The 26,176-nt window shown below is 63.3% G+C and carries 21 protein-coding genes; 17 read left to right on the top strand and 4 right to left on the bottom strand.

Going from position 1 to position 26,176, the window contains the following annotated elements; genetic code table 11:
• Positions 1 to 378 precede the first annotated feature (378 nt).
• The gene (locus ACVOMB_RS06135) at positions 379 to 1,269 is read left to right on the top strand and encodes an MBL fold metallo-hydrolase (RefSeq protein WP_481516222.1); all 891 of its coding nucleotides are present in this window, start codon (positions 379 to 381) and stop codon (positions 1,267 to 1,269) included.
• Between the two features lie 79 nt (positions 1,270 to 1,348).
• On the opposite strand, the gene ACVOMB_RS06130 is transcribed toward ACVOMB_RS06135, so the two are convergent.
• Positions 1,349 to 1,744 (bottom strand): PsiF family protein, encoded by a 396-nt coding sequence (locus ACVOMB_RS06130; RefSeq protein ID WP_481530364.1) that lies wholly within the window; start codon positions 1,742 to 1,744, stop codon positions 1,349 to 1,351.
• A gap of 164 nt (positions 1,745 to 1,908) precedes the next feature.
• The gene (upp, locus tag ACVOMB_RS06125; protein ID WP_481530363.1) at positions 1,909 to 2,541 is read right to left on the bottom strand and encodes a uracil phosphoribosyltransferase; all 633 of its coding nucleotides are present in this window, start codon (positions 2,539 to 2,541) and stop codon (positions 1,909 to 1,911) included.
• A 273-nt stretch (positions 2,542 to 2,814) separates the two neighbouring features.
• Here upp and ACVOMB_RS06120 point away from each other — a divergent pair, with 273 nt between their 5' ends.
• From ACVOMB_RS06120 to ACVOMB_RS06090, 7 genes are all read left to right on the top strand, one after another.
• Positions 2,815 to 3,381, top strand: coding sequence for a hypothetical protein (locus ACVOMB_RS06120; protein ID WP_481530362.1), 567 nt, complete (start codon positions 2,815 to 2,817; stop codon positions 3,379 to 3,381).
• Between the two features lie 28 nt (positions 3,382 to 3,409).
• Positions 3,410 to 3,922, top strand: coding sequence for a hypothetical protein (locus ACVOMB_RS06115; RefSeq protein WP_481530361.1), 513 nt, complete (start codon positions 3,410 to 3,412; stop codon positions 3,920 to 3,922).
• 300 nt (positions 3,923 to 4,222) lie between these two features.
• The gene (locus tag ACVOMB_RS06110; protein WP_481530371.1) at positions 4,223 to 6,739 is read left to right on the top strand and encodes a TonB-dependent receptor; all 2,517 of its coding nucleotides are present in this window, start codon (positions 4,223 to 4,225) and stop codon (positions 6,737 to 6,739) included.
• Positions 6,736 to 7,845: a phytase gene (locus ACVOMB_RS06105; RefSeq protein WP_481530360.1), complete on the top strand. Its 1,110-nt coding sequence runs from the start codon at positions 6,736 to 6,738 to the stop codon at positions 7,843 to 7,845. Before ACVOMB_RS06110 ends, ACVOMB_RS06105 begins: the two co-directional genes overlap by 4 nt.
• Positions 7,846 to 7,904: 59 nt before the next feature.
• Entirely contained in the window at positions 7,905 to 9,233 is a 1,329-nt protein-coding gene (locus ACVOMB_RS06100) for a purple acid phosphatase family protein (RefSeq protein WP_481530370.1), read from the top strand.
• Between the two features lie 13 nt (positions 9,234 to 9,246).
• Complete coding sequence (locus ACVOMB_RS06095) at positions 9,247 to 9,849, top strand: inorganic diphosphatase (protein ID WP_481530369.1); 603 nt, start codon at positions 9,247 to 9,249, stop codon at positions 9,847 to 9,849.
• 211 nt (positions 9,850 to 10,060) lie between these two features.
• Positions 10,061 to 10,540, top strand: coding sequence for a hypothetical protein (locus ACVOMB_RS06090; RefSeq protein ID WP_481530368.1), 480 nt, complete (start codon positions 10,061 to 10,063; stop codon positions 10,538 to 10,540).
• A gap of 75 nt (positions 10,541 to 10,615) precedes the next feature.
• Here ACVOMB_RS06090 and ACVOMB_RS06085 read toward each other — a convergent pair whose 3' ends face one another.
• On the bottom strand, positions 10,616 to 11,638 hold the full coding sequence (locus tag ACVOMB_RS06085; RefSeq protein ID WP_481513544.1) for a LysR family transcriptional regulator: 1,023 nt from the start codon (positions 11,636 to 11,638) through the stop codon (positions 10,616 to 10,618).
• A gap of 513 nt (positions 11,639 to 12,151) precedes the next feature.
• Here ACVOMB_RS06085 and ACVOMB_RS06080 point away from each other — a divergent pair.
• From ACVOMB_RS06080 to ACVOMB_RS06065, 4 genes are all read left to right on the top strand, one after another.
• On the top strand, positions 12,152 to 13,348 hold the full coding sequence (locus tag ACVOMB_RS06080) for an efflux RND transporter periplasmic adaptor subunit (protein WP_481530367.1): 1,197 nt from the start codon (positions 12,152 to 12,154) through the stop codon (positions 13,346 to 13,348).
• Between the two features lie 106 nt (positions 13,349 to 13,454).
• Positions 13,455 to 16,625, top strand: coding sequence for an efflux RND transporter permease subunit (locus ACVOMB_RS06075; RefSeq protein ID WP_481530359.1), 3,171 nt, complete (start codon positions 13,455 to 13,457; stop codon positions 16,623 to 16,625).
• A 130-nt stretch (positions 16,626 to 16,755) separates the two neighbouring features.
• A complete protein-coding gene (locus tag ACVOMB_RS06070; RefSeq protein ID WP_481530358.1) occupies positions 16,756 to 17,493 on the top strand; it encodes an SDR family oxidoreductase in 738 nt (245 codons plus the stop codon).
• Positions 17,487 to 18,911 carry an efflux transporter outer membrane subunit gene (locus ACVOMB_RS06065; protein WP_481530357.1) on the top strand — a complete coding sequence of 475 codons (1,425 nt, stop codon included), beginning with the start codon at positions 17,487 to 17,489 and terminating at the stop codon, positions 18,909 to 18,911. Before ACVOMB_RS06070 ends, ACVOMB_RS06065 begins: the two co-directional genes overlap by 7 nt.
• 114 nt (positions 18,912 to 19,025) lie before the next feature.
• Here ACVOMB_RS06065 and ACVOMB_RS06060 read toward each other — a convergent pair whose 3' ends face one another.
• Positions 19,026 to 20,522 (bottom strand): aminotransferase class III-fold pyridoxal phosphate-dependent enzyme, encoded by a 1,497-nt coding sequence (locus tag ACVOMB_RS06060; RefSeq protein WP_481530356.1) that lies wholly within the window; start codon positions 20,520 to 20,522, stop codon positions 19,026 to 19,028.
• Between the two features lie 118 nt (positions 20,523 to 20,640).
• Between ACVOMB_RS06060 and ACVOMB_RS06055 the strand changes: the two genes are divergently transcribed.
• The 5 genes from ACVOMB_RS06055 (at position 20,641) to ACVOMB_RS06035 (ending at position 26,126) form a co-directional block, all read left to right on the top strand.
• Positions 20,641 to 21,072, top strand: coding sequence for an Lrp/AsnC family transcriptional regulator (locus ACVOMB_RS06055; RefSeq protein ID WP_282271858.1), 432 nt, complete (start codon positions 20,641 to 20,643; stop codon positions 21,070 to 21,072).
• A 118-nt stretch (positions 21,073 to 21,190) separates the two neighbouring features.
• On the top strand, positions 21,191 to 22,234 hold the full coding sequence (queA, locus tag ACVOMB_RS06050) for a tRNA preQ1(34) S-adenosylmethionine ribosyltransferase-isomerase QueA (protein ID WP_481530355.1): 1,044 nt from the start codon (positions 21,191 to 21,193) through the stop codon (positions 22,232 to 22,234).
• Between the two features lie 93 nt (positions 22,235 to 22,327).
• Entirely contained in the window at positions 22,328 to 23,410 is a 1,083-nt protein-coding gene (locus tag ACVOMB_RS06045) for a Fe(3+) ABC transporter substrate-binding protein (protein ID WP_481530354.1), read from the top strand.
• 72 nt (positions 23,411 to 23,482) lie between these two features.
• Entirely contained in the window at positions 23,483 to 25,135 is a 1,653-nt protein-coding gene (locus tag ACVOMB_RS06040) for an ABC transporter permease (RefSeq protein ID WP_481530353.1), read from the top strand.
• Complete coding sequence (locus ACVOMB_RS06035) at positions 25,125 to 26,126, top strand: ABC transporter ATP-binding protein (protein WP_481530352.1); 1,002 nt, start codon at positions 25,125 to 25,127, stop codon at positions 26,124 to 26,126. The genes ACVOMB_RS06040 and ACVOMB_RS06035 overlap by 11 nt, the downstream gene beginning before the upstream one ends.
• The last annotated feature ends 50 nt before the right edge of the window (positions 26,127 to 26,176 follow it).

Genomic DNA, 26,176 nt, shown 5'->3' with positions numbered 1-26,176 from the left:
CACCACCGCCCCCTGCCCCCTCCCCACCGGGGCGCCGTGGGGGGTGTATATCGGGGGCGCCCCCGGGGCTTACCGCGGGGGCGCGCCAACGGCCCCCGGGGGTTTTTTTTTTTTTTTGGGGGCGCGGGCCCCCCCGGCAATTTTTTAAATTAACCCTTCCCAAAAATAACCAGGGGTTCCGGGGGCGCCCGGGGGGGGGCTCCCCCCGCTCCCACAATGCAATGCCAGCCCACGCCAGTCCTGTACTAAAGCTGTTGGCAATTGCCGGCTCAAAAAAATCGCGAGCAACACTGCGCTCCCCATCTGTACCGCTCCCCGTCAATTATCCGCCACCAGATCCTTGCGAATATTTAACGCGCAGCGGGTAGAATTTTTCATATGAAACTATGGTCGATTCGCGGTAACTCGCAAAAACTCGATGGCGGCGCAATGTTCGGCAACGCACCCAAGGCGTTGTGGGAGCGATGGGCGCCGGCCGATGAATCCAATCGTATTGAATTGGCCTGCCGTGCCTTGCTGGCCAGCCCGCTGGGCGGCAAGACCGTGCTGTTCGAAACCGGCATCGGTGCGTTCTTTGAGCCCAAGCTGCGCGAGCGCTATGGTGTGCAGGAGCCGCGGCATGTGTTGATCGACTCATTGCGTGAAGCAGGCTTCGAGCATGAAGACATCGACGTGGTCGTGCTCAGCCACCTGCATTTCGATCACGCAGGCGGTTTGCTGGCACCGTGGTCGGAAGGCCGTGAGCCGGAGCTGTTGTTCCCGAACGCGACTTTCGTGATTGGTGCCGAGCACTGGGAGCGGGCAAAGCATCCGCATCCGCGTGATCGGGCCAGCTTCATTCCCGAATTGACCGGATTGCTGGAAGCCAGTGGGCGCCTGGAAATCGTCAGCGGCGCCTATTCGAAAGCATTGGGCGAGTCGGTGCGTTTCAGCTTCAGCGACGGCCATACCCCAGGCTTGATGCTTGCCGAGATCGTCGGTCCTGAGCGAGTCAATGGCCAGCCGCGTGGCGGCGTGGTGTTCTGCGCCGATCTGATCCCGGGCCGCTCCTGGGTGCATGTGCCTATCACCATGGGTTACGACCGCAACGCCGAGTTGTTGATCGACGAGAAGCGTGCCTTCCTTGAAGACAAACTGGCGCGCAATGTGCACCTGTTTTTCACCCATGATCCGCAGTGCGCGATGGCGCAGGTGGTGCGTGATGAGAAGGGGCGCTTTGCCACCGCCCATGAAGTGGGTGAGTTGAAAGCGCGTTCGTTGGCTGCCTGACTTCAGTCAATAATTTGTGCAGCAAACGAAAAGAGCGGAACCCATGGTTCCGCTCTTTTCCGTTGTTTGCCTATGGGGCTCAGTGGGTGCGCAGGCAACTGCTCATGAAGGTCTTGCGAGCATCGCCGGCGAGATGTTTGCTTGCGGCATCGGTGTTGCAACTGGCCATGCGCTGCTGCGGTGTGACTGCCGCGGTGGCGGTGTGTGCTGCCGGCGTCGGTACAGCCGGTGAAGGTGCCGCCATTGTCGAATGTGCAGCCATTGCGGGCGCCGCTGCTGCAGCTGGGGCTGCATGGGTGGTGAGGCAGCTGCGTTGCGCCTGCTTGTAGGCGTCGCCCTTCATGCCTTTGTTCTTGGCCGAGCAATCGGCCATGCGTTGTTGTTGCGGGGTACGCGTAGCGGCGGGTGCGGCGCTTGCGGCAAGGGGAAGTGCGGTGGCCAACAGCAGGCAGGCGAGCAGGGCAGGGCGGTACATGGTGTGGCTCCTTCGCGGGTGGTGGAGTGAGCATCCGCCCGTGGGGGAGTAAATATTTGTCAGCTGCAGATGAAACTTATTTAATCGAGATCTCCTGTCCTGGACGTTGAAGCTGGCAACAGCTGCTGGCAGGTGCCGGCAGCTGCGTGATGCGTTGGCGCGGCTCAGCCGACCCGGGTGCCGAAGATGCGGTCGCCGGCATCGCCCAGGCCTGGCAGGATGTAGCCCTTCTCGTTGAGGCGCTCGTCGATGGCGGCGGTATACACCTCAACGTCCGGATGCACGGCTTCCAGTGCCTTCAGGCCTTCCGGTGCGACGACCAGGAAGATGCCCTTGATGCGGCGCGCACCGGCGCGCTTGAGCATGTCGATGGTGGCGATCAAGGTGCCGCCGGTGGCCAGCATCGGGTCCAGGATCAGCGCGTCGCGCTCTTCCAGGCGACCGGTCAGGCGTTCGAAGTAGGGTACCGGCTGCAGGGTTTCCTCGTCGCGCTGCAGGCCAACCACGCTCACGCGCGCAGCCGGAATCAGCGACAGCACGCCGGTCAGCATGCCCAGGCCCGCGCGCAGGATCGGCACCACGGTGATCTTGGCGCCGGCAATGCGCTGTACCTGCACCGGTCCAGCCCAGCCTGGCATGGTGTGGCTTTCGGTCTCGAGATCTGCGGTGGCCTCATAGGCCAGCAGCGTGCCCAGCTCGTTGACTACCTCGCGGAAATCCTTGGTGCTCATGGATGCATCGCGGAGCAGGCCGATCTTGTGTTGGACCAGCGGGTGGCGGACTTCGACGATTTTCATGGGAGTGATCGGGCAGGAGGGAGAGCCGCTATTTTAGCGCCTCTGTGCGTGTGTCTCCTCTGCGGCAGGGCCACAGGGCCAGAGCCGCCAGATGCAGCGTATTGGCGGCCGACGCGGCAAGGCCTGAGCGCGTGCACCAGTCGATGGCTGCCGGCGCGGCGCTCCCGGTTCACGCGCGGAAGCGTGATTCCAATGCTGGGTGGTTCATGGGCTGGTTTCCAGAGATGATGTCGGTTGCCCGCGCCGGGCCGAAAGTGCAGTACAGGGGGGAGCATGCGGGTAGCTGACGATGGATGGGTGCGGATGGGCTTGTTGCTGTTGGCGTCGTGGGCCGGGGGCGCTGCCGCCGTGCCAGTGCTGCCACCATTGGAGCAGGAGGTCGTGAATCCCAGCGAGGTGATCTTCCGTTCCGGCGTGGCCTATGTCGATCTGGGCCGTGGCCGGTTTGAGTCGCTACACACGCGTCGACAGAACGGAGAACTGGTGTATTACCGATTGGTCCGCTACGACGCGGAATTCGGCTACGTCAAAGAACCCGAACCCGTGCTGGAGTTTGGCCCGGAGGTGGACGTTGTTTACACCGTCCCCGGCAGGGGTGCCTCGCGCTCGGTGCTGACGGTTGCCAGCTATGACATCGAAAGCCGGATAGCGGGGCGGTTTGAGGGATGGGGCGGGAAAACCCTTTTCCAACTGCAGAACGGACAGATCTGGCAACAGACTGATGGACGCCGACAGAGCGGATCAGGCCATTCGCCCCGCGTGATGTTGACGCGGCGGGGCGCCGACTATGAGATGCAGGTTGATGGACAGTCCGGCACGATCATGGTGCGGCGGCGTTGATGTGTTTCACGGCGGCGGGAGAGCGTGCATGCGCGTGATGAAATGCATGGCTGGTGTGGTCTTGCTATTGCCGGGCCTTGCCTGGGGCGGAGAGTGCCATGTGGCGAACGTGGTTGCGCCCGAACGGCTGGAGGGACGCGCTGGCGAGATCATCATCTTGTCCGATCGCAGCATGTGGGAAGTGAGCTCGGGCCCCGGATACATGGGCAGACGGCGGGGGGAAGTGATCGTGTGTCCGACGAGCAACGAGATCGGAGTTGGTGCCGAGGTGTTGCGGGTGCGGCGTATCGAGCGCGCGCTTGCTGCGTGGATGGACAGTTCAAACAGCATTGAGTCCACGATCAAGGGTCGGTTTACGGGTTGGAGGGGAAATACCGAGTTCAGGCTGGCCAATGGTCAGCTGTGGCGGCAGACGCAGGGTGGTTACTCCGCTGGGGACAAGACCGACCCCAAGGTGCGGCTGATCAGAAAGACCGACGGTTTCTACGAAATGCGGGTAGAAGGCGTCAGCAGCACAGTGAGCGTTATCCGGATCAGGTGATGGAGTGCTTTCAGTTGGAGAAAGGCGAAGGTTCTTGTAGGCGCACGCTGCAAATGAGCGAGCAACACTGTGCTGATGAGCGGCGGTTCCGGGGCTGGCGGTATCGCTCATGACGCTGGCCGGAGGCTTTCTTTGACCGCGCTGTACCTGCGAAGTAACAGACTGAAATATTTCCACTGTGTCACTGTAACTGTCGCGTAACTGAACGGACATACCTTGCACACCCATCCTTTACACAGATTGGGGGCGGTAGTGCGCAAGAGCGTCTTGGTGGTGGCGGTGACGACCGCGGTGGCCTGTATGGCTGTCGCGCCTGCATATGCACAACAGGCCACGGCCGATGGCGCAACCACGCTCGCCAGCGGTGCGGCGGCCGCCATTGATCTGGAACGCATTGAGGTACGTGCGCAGCGCGAGGCGCAGATCCGCGCCGTTGAACTCAAGCGCGACGCCAATGGCGTGCAGGACGCGGTTGCCTCCGACTCGATGGGTGACTACCCGGACATGAATGTCGCTGAGTCGCTGCAGCGCCTGCCTGGCGTCAGTGTCACCCGCGATCAGGGCGAAGGTCGCTTCGTGGTGATCCGTGGCCTGGATGCAGCCTTGAACAGCGTGAGTATCGATGGCATCGCGATCGGTACGCCGGAAGATTCCTCGCGTGCGGCGCCGTTGGACGTCATTCCCTCCGAGTCCACCGAGCGCCTGCGGGTGATCAAATCGGCCACACCGGATATGCCGGGTGATGCCATCGGCGGCGCGGTGGTGGTGGAGTCTGCATCGGCCTTCGATCGTGATGGCCGTTCCTTGAAGGGCAAGCTGGAAGGCAGCCATCAGGAACTATCGGGCGAGACCAGCCCGAAGGCGGCGTTCAACTACAGCGAAGTGTTTGCGGAAACCTTCGGTGTGGCGCTGGGTGTGAACTATCAGAAGCGCACGTTTGAATCCGATAACACCGAAGTGGAGTACGACAACTTCAAGGGCGGTGCCGATGATGATCTGGTGGCGGTAGAGATCCAGCGCCGCAAGTACACCATCGAGCGTGAGCGCACCGGTGCAAACTTGAATTTCGATTGGCGTCCGGATGACGACAATCGCTACTACCTGCGCACCCTGTACAGCCAGTTCGACGATGCCGAAACCCGCCAGCGCACCATCTTTGGTCTCGGCGACGGCGAAATCACCGCCCTTGGTGGTGGCCGCTATCAGGTGGACGATCTGCCGGCCGATGCCATCAGCAAGCGCATGCGCTACCGCACCAAGGAAGAGAACACCTTGGCCGTCAGTCTGGGTGGTGAGAACCGTCTGAGCGGCGCAGTGCTGGATTACAAGCTGGGTTATACCAAGACGCGCGAGCGCGTGAATGATGAAATGGAAGCACGCTTCGACTACGACGGTGGCGACATGTCCGCAACCCTCAACCAGAACAGTGGCATTCCAGGCATGAGCCTGAGTGATAGCGGCTGGATGGACAACGGCAATTATGTGTTCGACCGCGTGGTGCTCTCGCCCAAGCAGATCGACGACAGCGAGCGCAGCGCACAGGTCAATATCCGTTTCGATGGCGACAAGGGCAGTTACAAGTTCGGTGTGCTCGGCCGCTGGCGCGAACGCGACGTCAATGTGGATGAGGTCGAGCTGCGTACCGGTCCGGCAGTTGACCTCTCCAGCTGGAACGGCAAGACCCTGGAGTATCGCGGTGGCAGCCTCGGCCAAGGCATGAGTTCGGCGGCGATGCGCGCCTGGTGGGCGGCCAACGGCAGCAAGTACAGCGCCAAGTCCGGTGACGTCGCCGGCAACAAGATGACCTCGCTGGAAGAGGACTACATCGCCAGCGAAGACATCCTCTCGGCCTATGCAATGGGCACCTGGGATATTGGCGCGTTGCGCGTGATTGGTGGCGTGCGCGTCGAGAACACCCAGTTCAATGCCACCGGCAACGACGTGGATATCGCCAGCGACGGCAAGACCGTCGTCGTGACGCCGCGCATCGCCAACAACAGCTATACCAGCGTGCTGCCGGGCCTGCATCTGCGCTACGACACCAACAATGATTGGGTGTTGCGCGGCTCGGTCAACAAGACAGTGGCGCGCCCGTCGTTCGGTGATGTCTCGCCGCGCTTGGCAGTAAACCGCGACGACAAGGAAGCGCGCATCGGCAACCCGAACCTGGATCCGTACGAATCCACCAATCTGGATTTCTCGTTCGAGCGCTATCTGGGTGACAGCGGCATCATCTCCTTGGGCTTGTTCCACAAGTCCATCGACGGCTACATCGTACAGACCGTGACCGACAGCGATCCCGAGTACCCGGGCTTTGACGTGACCCGTTCGATCAATGGCGACAAGGCCAAGGTCTTCGGCGCCGAGTTCAACTGGCAGCAGCAGCTGAGCTTCCTGCCGGGAGCGTGGGCTGGCCTGCTGGTCGGTGCCAGCGGTACCTGGCTGGATACCGATTTTGATCCGGGCATTGCCGGCCGCGAGGGCGATGATTTCAATCTGCCGCGCGCGTCCAAGAACATCTACAGCGCGCATATCGGCTATGAGTGGGGCAGCCTCAGTACCCGTCTGGCCGGTGTCTATCGCAGCGAGTACCTGGACACCATCGGCGACAGCCGTGCCTTTGATATCTATGTCGCGCCGCATACCCAGCTCGACTTCAGCTTCGACTACAAACTAAGCAAGAACGTGAGTCTGTACCTGGAAGCGTCCAACCTGCTGGATGAGCCGCTGGAGCTCTATCAAGGCATTTCCTCGCGCACCCTGCAGAACGAGGAATACGGCCGCACCTACGCGATCGGCGTGAAGGTGGCAATGTGAAGGCCGCGCTTCTCGCTACCGCTGTCGCGCTGGTGCTGGGTGCCTGCCAGCCGACGCCGAAGTCCGCCACGCCGCCGACCGCTGCCGATCTTGCCGAGGGCGCGACCGCTGTCCCGTCCACGTTGGTCGCCGAAGCTTTCCTGACGCCGATGACGCCGGCTGACAACATCGATTCGCCGGCCAGTTGGCGCGGCGCCGATGGCCAGCTGTGGCTGATCGCCACCGCCAAGGCCACCGACAAGCTGGTGGTGTACGACGGCCAGACTGGCAAGCATCTGCGCGACATCGGCAGCACCGGCACCGCGCTGGGTCAGTTCGACCGACCCAATGGCATTGCCGTGCAGGACGACCTGGTCTTCATCGTTGAACGCGACAACCACCGCGTGCAGGTCCTGCAGTTGCCGGACTTCAAGCCGCTGGGCGTGTTTGCCGACAATGACCTGCGCAAGCCTTATGGTTTGTGGGTGAACCCGGTGCAGGGCGGTTACGACCTGTATGTCACCGACTCCTACGACGATGGCGAGGATGCGGCTGGCAACGACATCCTGCCGGCGCTGGAGCGGTTGAACGAGCGTGTGCGTCGCTATCACGTCACGGTTGATGGCGGCACAGTGCAGGCCAAGCTCGTACGCAGCATCGGCGACAGCTCGCCCAAGGGTGCGCTGCGTGTGGTCGAGTCGATCTGGGGCGATCCGGCCAACGATCGGCTGCTGATCGCCGAAGAAGACGAAAGCTATGCCAGTGAGTTCAAGGTCTATAACCTGGCTGGTGACTTCAGTGGCGAGACCTTTGGTCGCGGCCTGTTCAAGGCACAGGCTGAAGGCGTGATGCTGCGTACCTGCGGCGAAGGCGGCTGGTGGATCACCACCGAGCAGGGCAAGCAGCGCAGCACCTTCCATCTGTTCGATCGCAAGACCTTGGCGCCGGTGGGCTCGTTCCATGGCAATACGGTGGCCAACACCGACGGCATCTGGAACAGCCAGCAGGTATCGGCGCGTTTCCCGCAGGGCGCGCTGTATGCGGTGCATGACGATCAGGGCGTGGTGGCCTTCGATTGGCGTGATATCGCCAAGGCACTGTCCTTGCCGCAGGACTGTGGCAAGTGAGGGGGCAGGTGCGTTTGTGCCAGCGGCTGCCGTCGCTGGTGCTGATCAGTGCAGCGCTGATGGGCGCAGCTGGAGCGGTGGGGGCCGCTCCAGCTGCCGAGCCCAATACGCAGGTGCCGGCGGGGAGCCAGCACTATGCCGCCAGTGGCTTCCCGGACCGCATCGTCGCGTCGCCAGCGCAGGACGCCAGCACCGGCTTTGCGGTGGCGTGGCGCACCGCGCCGCTGGCACAGCCCGCGTTGCTGGAAATCACCGTGGCCGGCGATTCGCCGGATATGGGCAAGGTGCAGCAGCTGAGTGCTGGCAGCCAGCTGCTGCAGACCGAGAACGGCAGCAGCCAGCACCATCGTGCGCTGATTGATGGTCTGCAGGCTGACACGCTGTATGCCTACCGCGTGCAGGGGCAGGGCAGCTGGAGCGCATGGCAGCACTTCCGTACGGCCGCCGCTGCCGGCCAGCCGCTGACCGTGCTGTACTTTGGTGATACCCAGAACAAGAACCTCAGCCATGTCAGCCGGGTGATCCGCCAGGGCTGGCAGACTGCGCCAGACGCACGGCTGACGCTGTTTGCTGGTGATCTGGTCAGCGGCGGTGATGGCGAGGACGACAACGAATGGGGCGAGTGGTTTGCCGCCGGTGGCTGGTTGCTGCCGGGCACGGCAGTCGCACCGGCCGCTGGTAACCACGAGTACTTCGAAGAGTTCGAGGGCACGCCACAGGAAAGGCGTGTGCTGGGCAAGCATTGGCCAGTCACCTTCGCGTTGCCAAACAATGGCGCGCCAGCTACTGCCAGTACGACCTATTGGTTCGATTATCAGGGCCTGCGTGTGGTGGTGCTGGATGGCACTTCGGCGCTGGATCTGGGTACCGCCAAGGCACAGGCAAGCTGGTTGGAGGGCGTGCTGGAAAGCAGCCGCCAGCCCTGGAACATCGTGGTGGTGCACCAGCCTTTGTATCCCTTGCGCGCCGAGCGTGACAGCTCAGTGCTTGCCAGCGAGATCCGCCCGGTGCTGCAGCGGCACAAGGTCGATCTGGTGCTGCAGGGCCACGATCACACCTACGGGCGCCGCGCCGATGCAGGTGCAACGCTGCCGCAGTACATCTCGTCCGTTGCCGGTCCAAAGCAGTACCGCTTGTCACCGGAAGCACGGGCGACGATGAAGCCCACCGCCGAGGATACCCAGTTGTTCCAGGTGCTGCGGCTGGACGACAAGGGGCTGCGTTACGAAGCACGTACGGCAACCGGCCGCCTGTATGACGCCTTCAAGATCAGCCGCAACGTCGATGGTGGTAAGCGGTTCAGTGAGATCACCGAAGGCCGCATCCAGCAGCGTGATTGCCCGCGTGCAGTCTCGCCCAAGGGTCGCGACGACCGTTGCTGGGAGTGAGCAGATGAAGGCGATGCAGGCAGTTATATGCGGCGTAGTGCTGGCGATGGCGTCACAGCTCGTGGCAGCGGCTGAACTACTGCATCCCTTCGCGTTGCCGCAGCCGGGCAATGCGCCGGAGGAAGCGCTGCTGGTGGTGGAAATCCCCGCTGGCGGCGCCATCAAGTACGAACTCGGCGAGCACGGCGAACTGCGGGTGGATCGCTTCTTGTCGATGCCGGTCGCCTATCCGGCCAACTACGGTTCGATGCCGCAGACCTTGGCTGGTGATGGCGACCCGTTGGATGCGCTGGTGCTGACCCGCTTGCCAATCCAGCCGGGTGCGGTCGTGCGCTTCCGTCCGCTGGGCGTGTTGCGGATGGTCGACAAAGGCGAGGCCGACGAGAAAATTGTTGGTGTACCGGTGGATGCGGTCGATCCAACTTATGCGAAGGTGCGCGTCCTGGAGGATCTGCCAGCGGTGGAGATCCAGCGCATCGAAGCGTTCTTCCGGGTCTACAAGCAGCTGCCCGGCGGCGCCGACATCCAGCTCAATGGCTGGGGCGATGCCGGCGAGGCCAAGCAGGTGATACGCCGGGCACTGGCTGGCTATCAGCGGGCCAAATCTGCGCGCTGAGCATCGAACCGGTTTCACGGCTTCGCTGTTGGCTTGCTCCTATAATGAATGCGGATTCGTCCCGATGGGTCATCGCTTATGTGTCGGCAAAGCTGATGCGGTGATGGCAACAGGTAGCAATGACGGCTCAGTCAGGGGTGCTGGCTGGGCGATCACGGCGGGCTGCCGCTTTGCGGCAGGTGCCCAATCAAGGAGGGTGGTCATGCGCATTATGGGTAAGACGTGGAACAAGTTGGCTGTAGCGGCCATGTTGCTTGCAGTAGCAGCGAGTGCGGGGGCCGCGCCGCCGTTGGAGGAGGAGATCGTCAACCCCAGTGAGGTGCTGTTCGAAGGCGGCAAGGCCTACGCTGATGCCGGCGGCGGGCAGATGGAGCAGCTGCACAGCCGCAAGCAGGGCGGCGAGACGATCTATTACCGGCTGGTCCGCTACGACAACGAAAACGGGTACGTCGAAAACGACGGTGCGCAAGTGCTGGCGCAGACCTTCCGTACCGAATCGAGCATCGGCCAAACGCCGTACCGTTACTACGGCGAAGGCCGGCTTTCGCGCCCGGATTTCTACAACAGCCCCTACAACCGCGATGCCCGCCAGCGTTACTCCGGGCCGGGTTACTTCGGCAGCTGCAGCCGCTATGACGGCTGCAAGGAAGTGCAGATCGTGCCGCTGTGGCCGTATTACCGCGGCTACTGATACTTCAGATGCTTGATGCAAACAGGAACGGCGGCCTGCACGGCCGCCGTTCCTGTTTGACGCATGGCACAGTGCTCAGGCGCTGAGCGCTTCGACCACGCGCAGCTTCGGGTGGCCCTTCGAGCGCTGCTGATATTCCTGCTCGATATCAGCCAGGCGCTTGGCGTTGGGGCATTGCAGCATCATGTAGTTGGCGTCGAAGTTGAGTTTGGCGACCAGGAAGTCGATGAATGCGCGCACCTTGGGGGAGACCAGCCGGCCGCCGGCAAACACCGCATTGAAGTCGTAGTCCGGGCCGGTCCAGCCGGGCAGAATCTGCCGCACCATGCCGGATTCGACAAAGGGCTTGGCCATCACATCGCTGCTGAGCATCAGGCCTTCCCCGGCCACAAGAGCGGCGTTCAGCGCTGAGGGATCGTTTGCCACAAGCAGAGGATTGACCGGAAACTCGCGCATCTCGCCGCCATTCTCAGCCAACGTCCAGGTAAAGCGCTGAGTCTGCCCGTGATGGGTCTTGCGGATCGCCAAGGTGCGGTGGAACTGCAGCTCGTCGGGGTGCTGGGGCTCGCCGTGCACGGCGATATAGGCCGGGCTGGCAAATACCTGGGTACGCAGACTGCCCAGCTTGCGCGCGATCAGGTTGGAGTCGGGCAGTGCGCCGACGCGCAACGCCAGGTCCACTTCACCGGAGATCAGGTCCAGGGTTTCATTGCCCAGATGCATATCGACCCGGATCTCCGGGTATTCACTCTGGAACTGGCCCAGCAGCGGTGCAATCCAGCAGGTGCCGATGGAGTACGGCACGGTGAAACGTAACCAACCGCGCGGGCCGGACTGCAGCTGGCTGACCGCGCTCTCAGCCTGGTCCAGTTCGCGGGCGATACGCTGGCAGTGCTCGTAGTAGACCGTGCCGGCCTCGGTCAGGCCGAGGCGGCGCGTGGTCCGATGCAGCAAGCGCGCGCCCAAGCGGGTCTCCAGCTCCTGCACCTTGCGGCTGACCGTGGTCTTGGGTTGGCCGAGCAATCGCGCAGCGGCAGTGAAACTGCCCTGTTCGACCACTTTGACGAAGATCAGGGTGTCGTTGAGATCGTTGGCCATGGGTAGGACTCTTGCGGCAGCGGAATTGTGCCGGCGACGGGATGATTATTCCCTTCAATCCGTACTAATCAAGTCTGGATTAGAGGCCTATCTTGTACGCCTGTACCCGATCCGGACATGCCGTCATGCGCATGCGTTCCCCGATGGCCCTGCCAGCGCCACGCCGCGAACCCAGTTACCGCAATGCTTTGCCTTCAAGGGTTGCCTGCAATCGATTGAATCCATTGCAGTTTGAAGCCTTGCTTGGTGATTTGCAGGCAGATGCTCCGAGGACCCTCTGGAGCAAACGCGCTGCGGTGGTGCGCCGAGCCCTGGGGCGCTTTGTCCCATTGGTGGTCCAAAAATTTCCGCGGACGGGACAGTGATCCCGCCGCAACCGGCGCTGTTCTGGCCGACCAAGGTCCAGCTGCGCAAATTGTCGCCTGACGGACAGCTGCCGCGGCGATGTCGAGCTCCGCTTTGTTTTCCCGCAATTCCCTGATCACCTCCCCCTTGGAGCACGAAATGAAAGGTATCTCCCCATCACCCACGCTGCGCCGCGTTGCCTTGGCTGGCATGTCGGCGCTGAGTCTGGCCGTCCTGGTCGCCTGCAGCGGCGGCCACGCTGAGAACGCCGCTCCGCCGGCACCCGAGGTAAGCGTTGCGCCGGTGCTTATCAAGCAGGTGGCACAGTGGGATGAGTTCAGCGGTCGCATCGAGGCGGTGCAGAGCGTTGAGCTGCGTCCGCGCGTGTCCGGCTACATCGACAAGGTCAATTACGTCGAAGGCGAAGAGGTCAAGAAGGGTGATGTGCTGTTCACCATCGACGCGCGCAGCTACCAGGCCGAGTTCAACCGTGCGCAGGCCGAATTGAACCGTGCACGCACCCAGGCCGGCTTGGCGCGCAGCGAATCCGAGCGTGCGCGTCGCCTGGCCGAGCAGCAGGCCATTGCTGCGGAAACCGCCGAGCAACGCCGCGCCAGTGCTGATCAGGCTGGTGCGCAGGTACAGGCCGCGCAGGCGGCCTTGGATGCGGCGCGGCTCAACCTGGAGTTCACCAAGGTGCGTGCGCCGATTGATGGCCGCGCCGGACGCGCGATGGTCACCGCCGGCAACCTGGTCACCGCCGGTGATGCAGCCAGTGTGCTGACCACCCTGGTGTCGCTGGATACGGTGCATGTCTACTTCGATGCCGACGAGTCCACCTACCTGCGCTATGCGCAGATGGCCCGTAATGGTGAGCGTCCGAGCGAGCGCGATCAGGCCTTGCCGGTGAAAGTTGGCCTGAGCGGTGAGCAGGGCTATCCGCACGAAGGCAAGGTCGATTTCCTCGACAACCAGATCACCCGCAGCACCGGCACCATCCGCGTGCGTGCGCTGCTGGACAACGCCAGTCGCCAGTTCACCCCGGGCCTGTTCGCTCGCGTGCAGCTGTTGGGCAGTGGCCAGTTCCAGGCGGTACTTGTAGACGACAAGGCAGTGCTGACCGATCAGGACCGCAAGTACGTCTTCGTGCTGGACAAGGACAACAAGGCGCAGCGTCGTGATGTGCAGCTTGGTCGCAATGCCGAGGGCCTGCGCATCGTCGAACAAGGTCTGGCTGCTGGCGACAAGGTGATCGTCGACGGCGTGCAGAAGGTGTTCATGCCAGGCATGCCGGTGCAGGCCAAGCCGGTTGCGATACAGCGCGTCGCGGCATCAGCCACCCAGGCCGTGAGCAGCATCAACTAAGCCGCCAACTACCTTTGCCGGCGTGGCTGCTGGCCGTGAGTGTCTGCTCCTGTTGGGAGCGGACAGGGCGGCTGCAGCCTGACGCCAGCTTTTCCAAGGATTTCCCATGGATTTTTCCAGATTTTTCATCGACAGGCCGATCTTCGCGGCGGTGTTGTCGATCGTGATCTTCGCCGCTGGCCTGGTCAGCATTCCGTTCCTGCCCATTGGCGAGTACCCGGAAGTAGTGCCGCCTTCGGTGGTGGTGCGTACGGTGTATCCGGGTGCCAATCCCAAGGTGATCGCCGAGACGGTGGCTACGCCATTGGAAGAAGCCATCAACGGCGTTGAGGGCATGATGTACCTCAAGTCTGTGGCCGGCTCCGATGGCGTGCTGCAGATGACCGTCACCTTCCGTCCGGGTACCGATCCCGATGAAGCGGCGGTGAAGGTGCAGAACCGCGTCGCGCAGGCGCAGGCGCGCTTGCCTGAAGACGTGCGGCGGCAGGGTGTGACCACCCAGAAGCAGTCGCCAACCTTCCTGATGGTTGTGCATCTCACCTCACCCAAGGGCAACTACGACACCTTGTACCTGCGCAATTACGCACGTCTGCACGTCAAGGACGGGCTGGCGCGTATTCCGGGTGTTGGCGACGCGCAGATCTTCGGCGGCGGCGATTACGCCATGCGTGCCTGGCTGGATCCGGACAAGGTCGCTTCGCGCGGCTTGACCGCCAGCGACGTGGTGCGTGCCATGCGTGAGCAGAACGTGCAGGTATCGGCCGGCCAGCTTGGTGCCGAGCCGATGCCGAACAGCCAGTTCCTGACCTTGATCAACGCGCAGGGCCGCCTGCGCAGCGAGCAGGAGTTCGGTGACATCGTGCTCAAGAGCGGCACCGACGGCGAAGTGGTGCGGCTGTCGGATGTGGCGCGTATCGAACTGGGTGCGGGCGACTACACCTTGCGCTCGCAGCTGGATGGCAAGAACGCCGTTGGCATCGGCATCTTCCAGGCGCCCGGCGCCAATGCGTTGGAAATCCGCGATGCGGTGATCGGCCGCATGGACGAGCTGCAGAAGACCTTCCCGGCCGACGTGAAGTACGAGGCGGTGTACGACACCACCATCTTCGTGCGCGATTCGATCAAGGCTGTGGTAACCACGCTGTTGGAAGCCATCGCCCTGGTGGTGCTGGTGGTGATCCTGTTCCTGCAGACCTGGCGTGCCTCGATCATTCCGTTGATCGCGGTACCGGTGTCGATCGTGGGCACCTTTGCTGCGCTGTACATGCTGGGCTTCTCGATCAATACGCTGAGCCTGTTCGGTCTGGTGCTGGCGATCGGTATCGTGGTCGATGACGCGATCGTGGTGGTGGAGAACGTCGAGCGCAATATCGAAGAAGGCCTGTCGCCAACGGCGGCTGCGCATCAGGCAATGAAGGAAGTGTCCGGCCCGATCGTCGCGATTGCGTTGGTGCTGTGTGCGGTGTTCGTGCCGATGGCCTTCCTGTCCGGCGTTACCGGCCAGTTCTACAAGCAGTTCGCGGTGACGATTGCCATCTCCACGGTGATCTCGGCGATCAACTCGCTGACCCTGTCACCGGCGCTGGCTGCGCGTCTGCTCAAGCCGCACGGCGCGGCCAAGGATGCGCCGAGCCGCTTGATCGACAAGTTGTTCGGTTGGGTGTTCCGTCCGTTCAATCGCTTCTTCAAGACCAGCTCGGAAAAGTACGAGCGCGGCGTGTCACGCATCCTCGGCCGTCGCGGTGCGGTGTTCGTGGTCTATGCGGTACTGCTGCTTGGTACCGGCGTGATCTTCAAGCTGGTGCCGCCGGGCTTCATCCCGACCCAGGACAAGCTCTATCTGATCGCCGGTGTGAAGCTGCCGGAAGGCTCGTCCATTGCACGCACCGATGAAATGCTGCGCAAGGTGGCCCAGATTGCCCAGGAAACCGATGGCGTTGCCCACACCATCTCGTTCCCCGGCTTGAACGCACTGCAGTTCACCAATACGCCCAACACCGGCGTGGCCTTCATTCCGCTCAAGCCGTTCAACGAGCGCAAGGGGCGTACTGCAGCGCAGATCAATGCCGAGATCAACCAGAAGATCGCCGGGCTGCAGGAAGGCTTCGCCTTCGCGATGATGCCGCCGCCGATCCTCGGCTTGGGTAACGGTAACGGCTACCAGATGTTCATCGAGGACCGTGGCAATCTCGGCTACGGCGCTTTGCAGAACGCGGTGCAGAGCATGCAGGGCGCAGTTGCGCAGACGCCTGGCATGGCCTATCCGATCACCAGCTACCAGGCCAACGTGCCGCAGCTGGACGCTGAAGTTGACCGGGTCAAGGCCAAGGCGCAGGGCGTGCAGTTGACCGAACTGTTCGACACGCTGCAGACCTACCTGGGTTCGGCCTATGTCAACGACTTCAACCAGTTCGGCCGTACCTGGCAGGTGATCGCGCAGGCCGATGGTCAGTTCCGCGACAGCGTGGAAGACATCGGCAAGCTGCGTACCCGCAATGATCGCGGCGAGATGGTGCCGATTGGCTCGATGGTGACCGTCAAGGAAACGTATGGTCCGGACCCGGTGCTGCGTTTCAATGGTTACCCGGCGGCGGATCTGGCCGGTGAAGCCGATCCGCGCATGCTGTCTTCGGCTGAGGCGATGAACAAGCTCACCGAAATTGCAGGCCAGGTGTTACCGGCCGGCATGGTTACGGAGTGGACCGACCTGAGCTACCAGCAGGCTACCCAGGGCAAAGCTGCCTTCATCGTGTTCCCGGTGGCGATCCTGCTGGCCTTCCTGGTGCTTGCCGCGCTGTACGAAAGCTGGTCGCTGCCACTGGCGGTGATCCTGATCGTACCGATGACCTTGCTGTCGGCATTGTTCGGGGTATGGCTCACCGGAGGTGATAACAACGTCTTCGTACAGGTAGGCTTGGTGGTGTTGATGGGCTTGGCGTGCAAGAACGCGATTCTGATCGTCGAGTTCGCCCGCGAGCTGGAGATGGGTGGCAAGGGCATCGTCGAGGCGGCATTGGAAGCCTGCCGCCTGCGTCTGCGTCCGATCGTGATGACCTCGATCGCCTTCATCGCTGGCACGGTGCCGTTGGTGCTTTCGCACGGCGCAGGTGCCGAGGTGCGCTCGGTCACTGGTATCACCGTGTTTGCCGGCATGTTGGGTGTGACCTTGTTTGGTCTGTTCCTGACCCCGGTGTTCTATGTGGCGCTGCGCAAGTTCGTGTCACGTAACGGTGGTGGCAAGTTGGTACAGCATGGCGAGCCGACCATCCACCATTGATGGCAGGTGTAACTCCATTGCGGGAGGCTGCAGATGTGTTGCCTCCCGCAAGTCCTTGCCACCTTCACCGGCAAGGATGGTTTGAAATGTTATCGGGCTTGTATCAGTTCATTCCCCCAAGGAAAAGCAAATGAATACCCAGAACACCAAAGTTGCCCTGGTTACCGGCGCCACCCGCGGCATCGGCCTTGAGACCGTACGCCAGCTCGCCGCCGCAGGCGTGCACACGCTGTTGGCCGGGCGCAACTACGAAACCGCCGCCGCAAAGGCGCAGGAGCTGCAGGCGGAAGGGCTGCCGGTGGAAGCCATCCAGCTCGACGTCAACGATACCGACAGCATTGCGGTGGCGGTGGAGCGTGTAACGCAACAGCACGGCAAGCTCGACATCCTGGTCAACAACGCCGGCGTGCTGGTCGATGACCTGCAGGCCGGTGCCAGCGGTCAGTCGCTGGAAACCTGGCGTAGCACCTTCAATACCAATCTGTTCGCGGTGGTTGAATTGACGGTGGCCTTCCTGCCGCTGCTGCGTGCGGCGCCGGCTGGACGCATCGTCAATGTGTCCAGCATCCTCGGCTCGTTGACCCTGCATGCGCAGCCTGGATCTTCGATCTACGGTTTCCTGGTACCGGCCTACAACGCCTCCAAAAGTGCGCTGAACGCCTGGACGGTGCAGCTGGCTCATGAGCTGCGCGAAGGCCCGATCAAGGTCAATGCGGTGCACCCGGGTTATGTCAGGACCGACATGAACGGTGGCGAAGGCGAGATCGATGTCGCTGAGGGTGCGCGCTCCAGCGTGGGTATGGCCTTGATCGGTGCCGATGGCCCGACCGGCAGCTTCAGCTACCTCGGCGAGGTGCTGCCGTGGTGACACGTGTGCTGGTAACCGCAATGGCCAGCGCCTTGCTGGCCGGCTGCGTGAGCGTTGGCCCGGACTACAAGGCAGCACCGGTTGAGCCGGTGAGCCTGCAGGGTGCGGCGGATCCCGCGTTCTCCAATGCGCCGCCGGTCGCCAACTGGTGGGCACAGTTTGATGATCCAGTCCTGGGTCAGTTGGTGCATGACGCGCTGGGCGACAATCTGGATCTGCAGATCGCCATGGCCCGCGTGCGCGCCGCACGCGCGGTGTTCACCGAGCAACGTCTGGATCAGCTGCCGCATATCACTGCAGGTGGCAGCCAGGACCGGCGCATGCAGCCGGATGCGTCGCTGGGTGGTGAGCGTGCTTTCAGCGAAACCTACCAGCTCGGCTTCGATGCGGGTTGGGAGCTGGACCTGTTCGGCCGGCAGCGCCGGGCGGCCGAAGCTGCACGTGCCGACCTCGGTGCCGAACGCGATAATCTGGCCGATGCGCAGGTGATGGTGGCGGCCGAAGTGGCGCGCAACTATTTCGAACTGCGCGGCTCGCAGAAACGGATTGCGGTTGCGCGCGACACGCTGCTGAATCTGCGTGAGACCCAGCGGCTGACCGAAACCCGTTTGGAACTGGGTGCGGGCAGTGAGCTCGATGTGCAGAGCAGCCGTGCCCGTTTGAAGGCGATCGAGGCGGACATTCCATTGCTGGAAGTTGCAGAGGTGCAGTCGCGGCATCGCCTTGCCGTGCTGCTCGGGCAGCGTCCCGGTTCACTGGATGCCTTGCTGCAACCACGCGAAGTGCCGGCCTTCGCCAAGGCCTTGCCGCTGGGCGACACCAGCGACTTGTTGCGACAACGCGCCGACGTGCGCATGGCCGAGCGTCGCTTGGCAGCAGCTACGGCACGTGTTGGCGTGGCAACGGCAGATCTGTTCCCGCGCATCAGCCTGAGTGGCTTCGTCGGCTTTCTCGGCGGTGATGCTTCGGGCCTGGTGAATGGCAACAACAAGGCCTGGTCGTTGACCCCGTCAATCAGCTGGGCGGCATTCGACTTCGGCACGGTGCGAGCGCGCCTGCGTGCCAGCAAGGCGCAGGCCGATGGCGCGGCCGCCGAGTACGAGAAGGCGGTGCTGCTGGCCTTGGAAGACACCGAGAACGCACTGACCCGCTATGCCAAGCAGCAGGCGCGGCTGGGTATCGTGGCCGAGCAGGCACAGGCCGCGCGCAAGGCGGAATCGCTTGCGCAGCTGCGTTATCGTGAAGGCTCCGAAGACTTCCTGGCCTTGCTGGATGCACAGCGTAATCAGTTGGCTGCAGACGATGCACTGGCGGCAGCCGAGGCTTCGGTGAATGTCAGTGTCGTTGCTGTCTACAAAGCGCTGGGCGGATGGGGCGGGCAACCTGGTCCTGCGTTGGCGGTTACCAGCGTGCGTTGAGAAGGCGTTCCCCCTCTCATCAACCTATCTCTGCTTGGGGAGGGGGAGCTTCTAGTGCTACAAAAAAGAAACAGGCGGCCATGGGCCGCCTGTTTCGTTAGGCGTTACAGAAACTCAGGCCGCGTCAGCCTGCGCCCGACGCGGTCCTTCCAGCAGCGCACGACCGACCATGTCGACAAGCACGTCGAGCTCTTCTTCATCCATGCCGAAGTGCGGGGTGAAGCGCAGCGAGTTCTCGCCGCCGTGGATCACGTTGACGCCGTGCATGCGCAGCCATTCTTCGGTGGAGCCGGCGCCATAGCACTTGAATTGCGGGGCCAGCTCGCAGGAGAACAGCAGGCCGGTGCCCTGTACCTTGGTGATCAGGCCGCCGAGCTTGGCTTTGAGGGCTTCCAGCTTCTGCACGGCCTGCTCGCCGCGCAGACGGATGTTCTGGCGGACTTCCGGCGACAGGCGGGCGAGGGTGGCAACGGCCACATCCAGCGCGCGCGGGTTGGTGGTCATGGTGTTGCCATACACGCCCTTGCGGTAGAGCTTGGCGGCATGCTCGGTGACAGCCAGTACCGACAGCGGGAACTGCGCGCCGTTCAATGCCTTGGAATAGGTTTCCATGTCCGGCGGGTCCAACGTCTCGTAGCCCGGGTAGTCGACAAAGGACAGGGTGCCGTGCGCGCGCAGTGCGGCCTGGATGGAATCGATCAGCAGCAGGCTGCCGTGCTCGCGGGTGAGTTCGCGGACCAGCTTGTAGAAGCTAGCCGGTACTGCGCGGCCCGGGTCGCCTTCGCCCATTACCGGTTCCAGGAATACCGCCTCGATGAACCAGTTGTTGGCCTTGGCATCGGCAAACACCTTGCGCATCGCCGCTTCGTCATAGGGTGCCACGGTGATGACGCTGTTCTCGCCGCGGTAGCTGGCCAGGTGCTGGTCATAGGCCTTGCGGCTGGAGTCCGAGTACAGCGCGGGGCGGTCGGTGCGGCCGTGGAAGCTGCCCTTGATCACCACACGCTTGATGGTGGCGCCGGCATGCGGTGCGCCCGGGTCGGTCTGCAGCTTGGCGTTGATATCGGCGATGCGTGCGGCCAGGCCGACCGCCTCGGAGCCGGAGTTCAAACACATGAAATGAGTGAACGGACAGCCGCCACGGCTGTGGCCGATTTCCTTGCGCATGGCCTGCACGAAGCGGCGCTGGGCCAGACTCGGGGTCATGATATTGGCCATGACCTGTGGCTTGGCGGCGGCTGCCATCACGTCGGCCGGGGTGTGGCCGAAGCCGAGCATGCCGTAGCCGCCGGCGTCATACAGCACCGCACCCTTGAGCGAGATCACCCACGGGCCGCAGGCGGCCAGGGCGATGTAGGGAACGATGGCATCGTCGGCATAGAAATTGACGAAACCCGCCTGCATGGCGTCGATCTGGTCCTGTTCGTCCAGATCCAGCAGGTCGGCGGCTTCGTCCTTGATGCGGGCGTATTCGCTGGCGGCAGCGGCGATGGCGACGGCCAGGTCCGGGTGAGCGACGGCCAAGCGTTCAACGCTGGCGTCGTCCAGGCCTTGGGTCAGGCGGTGGCCGGCGTGCGCGCGAAGCGGGGCGAGGGGGCCGAGTACGGTCATGCTCATCTCCAGAAGTTTCTTGTATATACCCATTATCTGGAGATTCTGGACATATGGCAGCTATGATCTCGACGGATTTTCGGGTAATTTCGTCGAATCGACGAAGCTGGTTAGCAATGTGAATATTTCCCCTGCCGACGAACGCCTGTTGTCCGTGCTGCGCGAGGACGCGCGCGCCTCCACCGCACAGATAGCCCGTCGGCTTGGCCTGTCGCGGACCACGGTGCAGAGCCGCATCGACCGGCTTGAACAACTGGGGGTAATTGCCGGCTATACGGTGCGTACCCACGAGGACTACGAGCAGGGCCAGGTGCGTGCGCACGTGCTGATCACCGTACTGCCGAAGAAGATGCCGGCGGTGGTCAAGGCGCTGCGCGACATCACCGAGGTGCGCTCGCTGCATTCGGTCAGCGGCAACCATGACCTGATTGCGATGGTGGTGGTGGGTGGGGTCAGCGAGATGGACGTGGTGACCGATGCGATCGGTGCGGTTGATGGGGTGGAGCGGACCAACAGCGCGATCATTCTTTCTACCAAGTTTGAGCGGTGAGGTAGTTCGCCGCGTTGCCTTGGCTCTGCTTTAAAACGGAGCCAACGCCAAAGCCCAAAAACCAGCTCTCTCGCCCCTGAGGGCTACAATAGTCGGCTCCCCGTACGAAGTTCCGGCCTTGAAGAAGTCCGATTTCACCTATGACCTGCCTGAGGAATTGATCGCCCAGGCCCCCTTGGCCGAGCGTTCGGCCAGCCGCCTGCTGCTGGTTCCACCGGCACCGGCACCGTTCGATGACCGCCAGGTGCGTGATCTGGCCGAGTTGCTGCAGCCCGGCGATCTGCTGGTGTTCAACGACACCCGCGTCATCCCGGCGCGCCTGTTCGGGCAGAAAGCCAGTGGCGGCCGTGTCGAGATCCTGATCGAGCGTCTGCTCGGTGGCCAGCAGGCGCGCGCACAGATCGGCGCCAGCAAGTCGCCCAAGCCCGGTAGTCGCATTCAGCTTGACGCCGGCGGCGAAGCCGAGGTGCTTGGCCGCGATGGCGAGTTCTATGTGCTGCGCTTTGATATCCCCGAATCGCTGGAATCCTGGCTGGTACACGAAGGCCGCTTGCCGCTGCCGCCTTACATCCATCGTGAGCCGGGTGTGGACGACCGTGAGCGCTACCAGACGGTGTTCGCCAAGCAGGTTGGCGCCGTGGCTGCGCCGACCGCCGGTCTGCATTTCGATGAAGCGCTGCTGGCGCAGCTGCGCGAGCGTGGCGTGCAGTTCGGTCATATCACTCTGCATGTCGGCGCCGGCACCTTCCAGCCGGTGCGGGTGGATGATCTTTCGCAGCACGTGATGCACCGCGAATGGCTCAATGTCGGTGCCGAGCTGGTCGAGCAGGTGCGCCGCACCCGTGCTGCCGGTGGCCGCGTGATCGGCGTCGGCACCACCGTGGTGCGGGCGCTGGAGAGTGCGATGCGCGAGGGCGAGCTGCATCCATATGCCGGCGAAACCCAGATCTTCATCACCCCGGGTTACCGCATCCGCAGCGTCGATGCGATGGTTACCAACTTCCATTTGCCGGAAAGCACCTTGTTGATGATGATCAGCGCGTTCGCTGGCAAGCAGCGCGTGTTCGAGGCCTATGCCCACGCCATCGCGCAGAAGTACCGCTTCTTCAGCTACGGCGACGCGATGCTGTTGTTCCCGGCCGGCGAGGGTGCGGCTGTTTGACGCAGTGCATGGACGGATCAAATGAGATAAGTTCTCATTTGATCCGTGTCCGGCCATCGTGGCCGGGACCGACGACCACTTCCGGAGTAATCCATGCGTCATCCGAAGCGTGCCGCCGGCCATCTGGCTGCCTTGTGTTCCCTCGTCCTGCTTGGCGCCTGCGCCAAGAGCGGTGACAACCCCGCCTCTGCTGCCGCGCCGCAGAAGGCCACAGCCGCTGGTGAGGTCAACCTCTACACCACGCGCGAGCCCGCCCTGGTGCAGCCGCTGCTGGATGCGTTCACCGCCGACACCGGCATCAAGGTCAACACCGTATTGCTCAAGGACGGCTTGACCGAGCGGCTCGCGGCAGAAGGTGAGCGTTCGCCGGCCGACGTGCTGATGACGGTGGATACCGGGCGCCTACTCGACGTGGTCGAAGCCGGCCACACCCAGGCGGTGAAGTCGCCGGTACTGGAAGCTGCCATCCCCGCGCACCTGCGCTCGCCAGAAGGCCAGTGGTTTGCGCTGTCGCTGCGTGACCGCGTGGTCTACGCCGACAAGGATCTGGATCTGACCGGCTTCACTTACGAAGATCTGGCCGATCCGAAATGGAAGGGGCGGGTATGCATCCGCTCCGGCCAGCATCCCTATAACACCAGCCTGTTCGCGGCGATGATCGCGCATGACGGCGCGGAGAAGACCGAAGCCTGGCTGCGCGGGGTCAAGGCCAATCTGGCACGCAAGGCTGCCGGTGGTGATCGCGATGTTGCACGCGACATCCTTGCCGGTATCTGCGATATCGGTGTGGCCAATGCGTACTACGTCGGTCGCATGAAGAATGCCGAAGAAGGCTCCGAGCAGCGCAGCTGGGGCGATGCCATCCAAGTGGTTCGGCCGGTATTCGCCAGCGCCGCCGATACCGGCACCCACGTCAATATCTCCGGCGCCGCTGTCGCCCGCCATGCGCCCAACCACGACAATGCGGTGAAGCTGCTGGAGTACCTAGTCAGCGACAGCTCGCAGAGCCTGTATGCGCGTGCCAACTACGAATATCCGGTGAAGCCGGGCGTGGCTCTGGACCCAGTGGTGGCCAGCTTTGGCCCGATGAAAGTGGACCCGCTGCCCTTGGCTGAGGTAGTCGCCAACCGCAAGCTGGCCAGCGAGCTGGTGGACAAGGTCGGTTTCGATAATTGAACCTTGCGGCTCCCGACGGGCTGGTGCCGTGCATGCGGCGCCGGCCTGTTGTTCTGTGATGGATAGTGCTTGATGACGTTGCGATGGAATCCGTGGCTGCTGGGCGCGGCATCGGTGGCGGTGCTGATGTTGGCGCCGGTACTGGGCCTGGCGTGGGCAGCAAGCGATGGCAGCGCCGGGCTGTGGGCGCATCTATGGGCCAATGTGTTGCCGACTGCGCTGCTCAATACCGGCCTGTTGTTGCTGGGCGTTGGTGTATTGGTCGGCGTGCTTGGCACCGGCAGCGCCTGGTTGGTAACGGCGTTTGCATTCCCCGGGCGCAAGCTGCTGAGCTGGGCATTGCTGCTGCCCTTGGCCGTGCCTACCTATATCGCCGCCTTCGCCTATCTGGATGTGCTGCATCCGCTTGGCCCGGTGCAGGGCTTGATCCGCGACCTGCTGGGTTATGACAGTCCGCGCCAGTTCCGGCTGCCGGATATCCGCCATCTTGGCGGCTGCATCGTGCTGCTCGGCTTCGTGCTTTATCCCTACGTTTACCTGACTACCCGTGCCTTGTTCATGACCCAGGCTGCAGGCTTGCTGGAAGCGGCACGCAGCCTGGGCGCGACACCACTGCAGGTGTTCTGGCGGGTGGCGTTGCCATTGGCGCGACCTGCAATTGCAGTGGGCGTAGCGCTGGCCTTGCTGGAAACCCTCAACGACATCGGTGCCTCCGAGTTCCTTGGCGTGCAGACGCTTACCGTGTCGATCTATACCACTTGGGTAAGTCGCGGTGATCTGGCGGGCGCCGCCCAGATCGCGCTGGCGATGCTCGGTGTGGTGGCTTTGTTGCTGACACTGGAGCGCTATGGTCGGCGCCGCCAGCGCTACGCCAGCGTGTTGCGGCCGCGCCCGTTGCAGCCGCAGCAGCTGCGTGGCATTCGAGCCTTGCTCGCGTTGTTGCTGGGGCTGCTGCCGGTGCTGTTGGGCTTTGTGGTGCCGGCGGCCTATCTGCTCTGGGAAGCGGTGGAGCGCCTGCAGGTTGCCAGCATCTCGCCGCAGCTGCTGGTCGCGCTGTGGAACACGCTGAGGGTTGCGTTGTTGGCGACGGTTGCGGCGATGGCGCTGGGCCTGCTGGTGGCTTGGGCATTGCGGCTGGCGCAGGCGCGGCGGCGGCATGGCCTGGCCATGGCCAGTAGCCGCACTGCCACGCTGGGCTACGCGATCCCCGGTACGGTGCTGGCGATCGGTTTGTTGCTGCCGTTGGGGGGACTGGATGCCACGGCCAGCCGATTGCTGGTGCTGCTCGGTGGTCAGCCACAGATGCTGTTGATGGGTTCGGTGGCCGTGTTGGTGCTGGCGTATACGCTGCGCTTTCTTGCGGTGTCGGTGGGCGGGATTGAATCGGGGCTGGCGCGGATTCCGCTGTCGCTGGATCAGGCCGCTGCAAATCTGGGCGAGGGTGCGGCGGGTATGTTGCGACGCGTGCATTTGCCCTTGTTGCGCCCGGCGCTGGCCGCTGCCGCATTGCTGGTGTTCGTGGACACGATGAAGGAGCTGTCGGCCACCTTGGTGCTGCGGCCAATGAATTTCGAAACGCTAGCTACCTGGTTGTATGCCGAGGCTGCGCGCGGGACGTATGAAGAAGGCGCGGTTGCGGCCTTGTTGATTGTCGTCAGTGGCTTGCTGCCGGTGATCCTGCTGGCGCGCGCAGGCGCGGCGTATGGAGTTGAAGATGCACGTTGACGCACAGCTGATACTGGAAGGCCTGCATATTGGCTATCCCGTTGCGGGCGGTTTCAAGCAGGTGGTGGAAGGCTTGTCGCTGCAGCTCGGGCGCGGCGAGATCGGCTGCCTGCTGGGTGCTTCCGGCTGCGGCAAGACCACGGTACTGCGCAGCATTGCCGGCTTTGAGCCGTTGCAGCAGGGCAGCATCGTGCTTGCCGGGCGGCAGCTGGCTTCGGCGCGGCAGGCGCTTCCGGCCGAACAGCGCCGGGTTGGGATGATGTTCCAGGATTACGCGCTGTTTCCGCATCTGGATGTGGCGGCGAACATCGGCTTTGGTCTGCGTGGCCTGCCACGTGCGCAGCGTCAGGCGCGGGTGCAGGCGCTGCTGCAATACGTGGCTTTGCAGGGACTGGGGCAGCGCTACCCGCATGAATTGTCGGGCGGACAGCAGCAGCGCGTAGCCTTGGCGCGCGCTTTGGCGCCAGCACCGGACCTGCTATTGCTGGACGAGCCGTTCTCGAATCTGGATGTGGACACCCGTCAGCGCCTCGCCGGCGAACTGCGTGACCTGCTCAAGGCAGCCGGCACCACGGTGCTGATGGTGACCCATGACCAAAGTGAGGCTTTTGCCATGGCCGACCGCATCGGCGTCATGCACGAGGGCCGCTTGCTGCAATGGAGCGGCGCCCAGGCGCTGTATCAAACGCCGCTGGATCCGTTTGTCGCCGGCTTCATCGGCCGTGGCACGGTGATCCAGGCGGCGCAGCTCGGCCTTGGCGGGGGCGGGCGGGTGCTTGTGCGCCCGCAGAGCCTGTTGCTTGACCCCGCCGCGGCACTGCGCGTGCGGGTCGAGAGCGTGGTGTTCCGCGGGCCGGGCAGCAGTGGCTGGGTGCGCTTGGCCAGTGGCGAACGGCTGGAGCTGGATTTCGGCCCCGGCCAGCTGCCCGATATTGGCGCCGAAATCGGCCTTGCCTGGCACGATCCAGCGCCGGTCCGCTTCGCCGACTGACTGTTCCGTGGCGAAAGTTCGCCCTGCTGGCCCATATCCGCGACAATTGG

The sequence above is a fragment of the Stenotrophomonas sp. STEN018 genome, from assembly GCF_056760235.1.
This window is presented reverse-complemented; position numbering and strand designations above follow the sequence as displayed.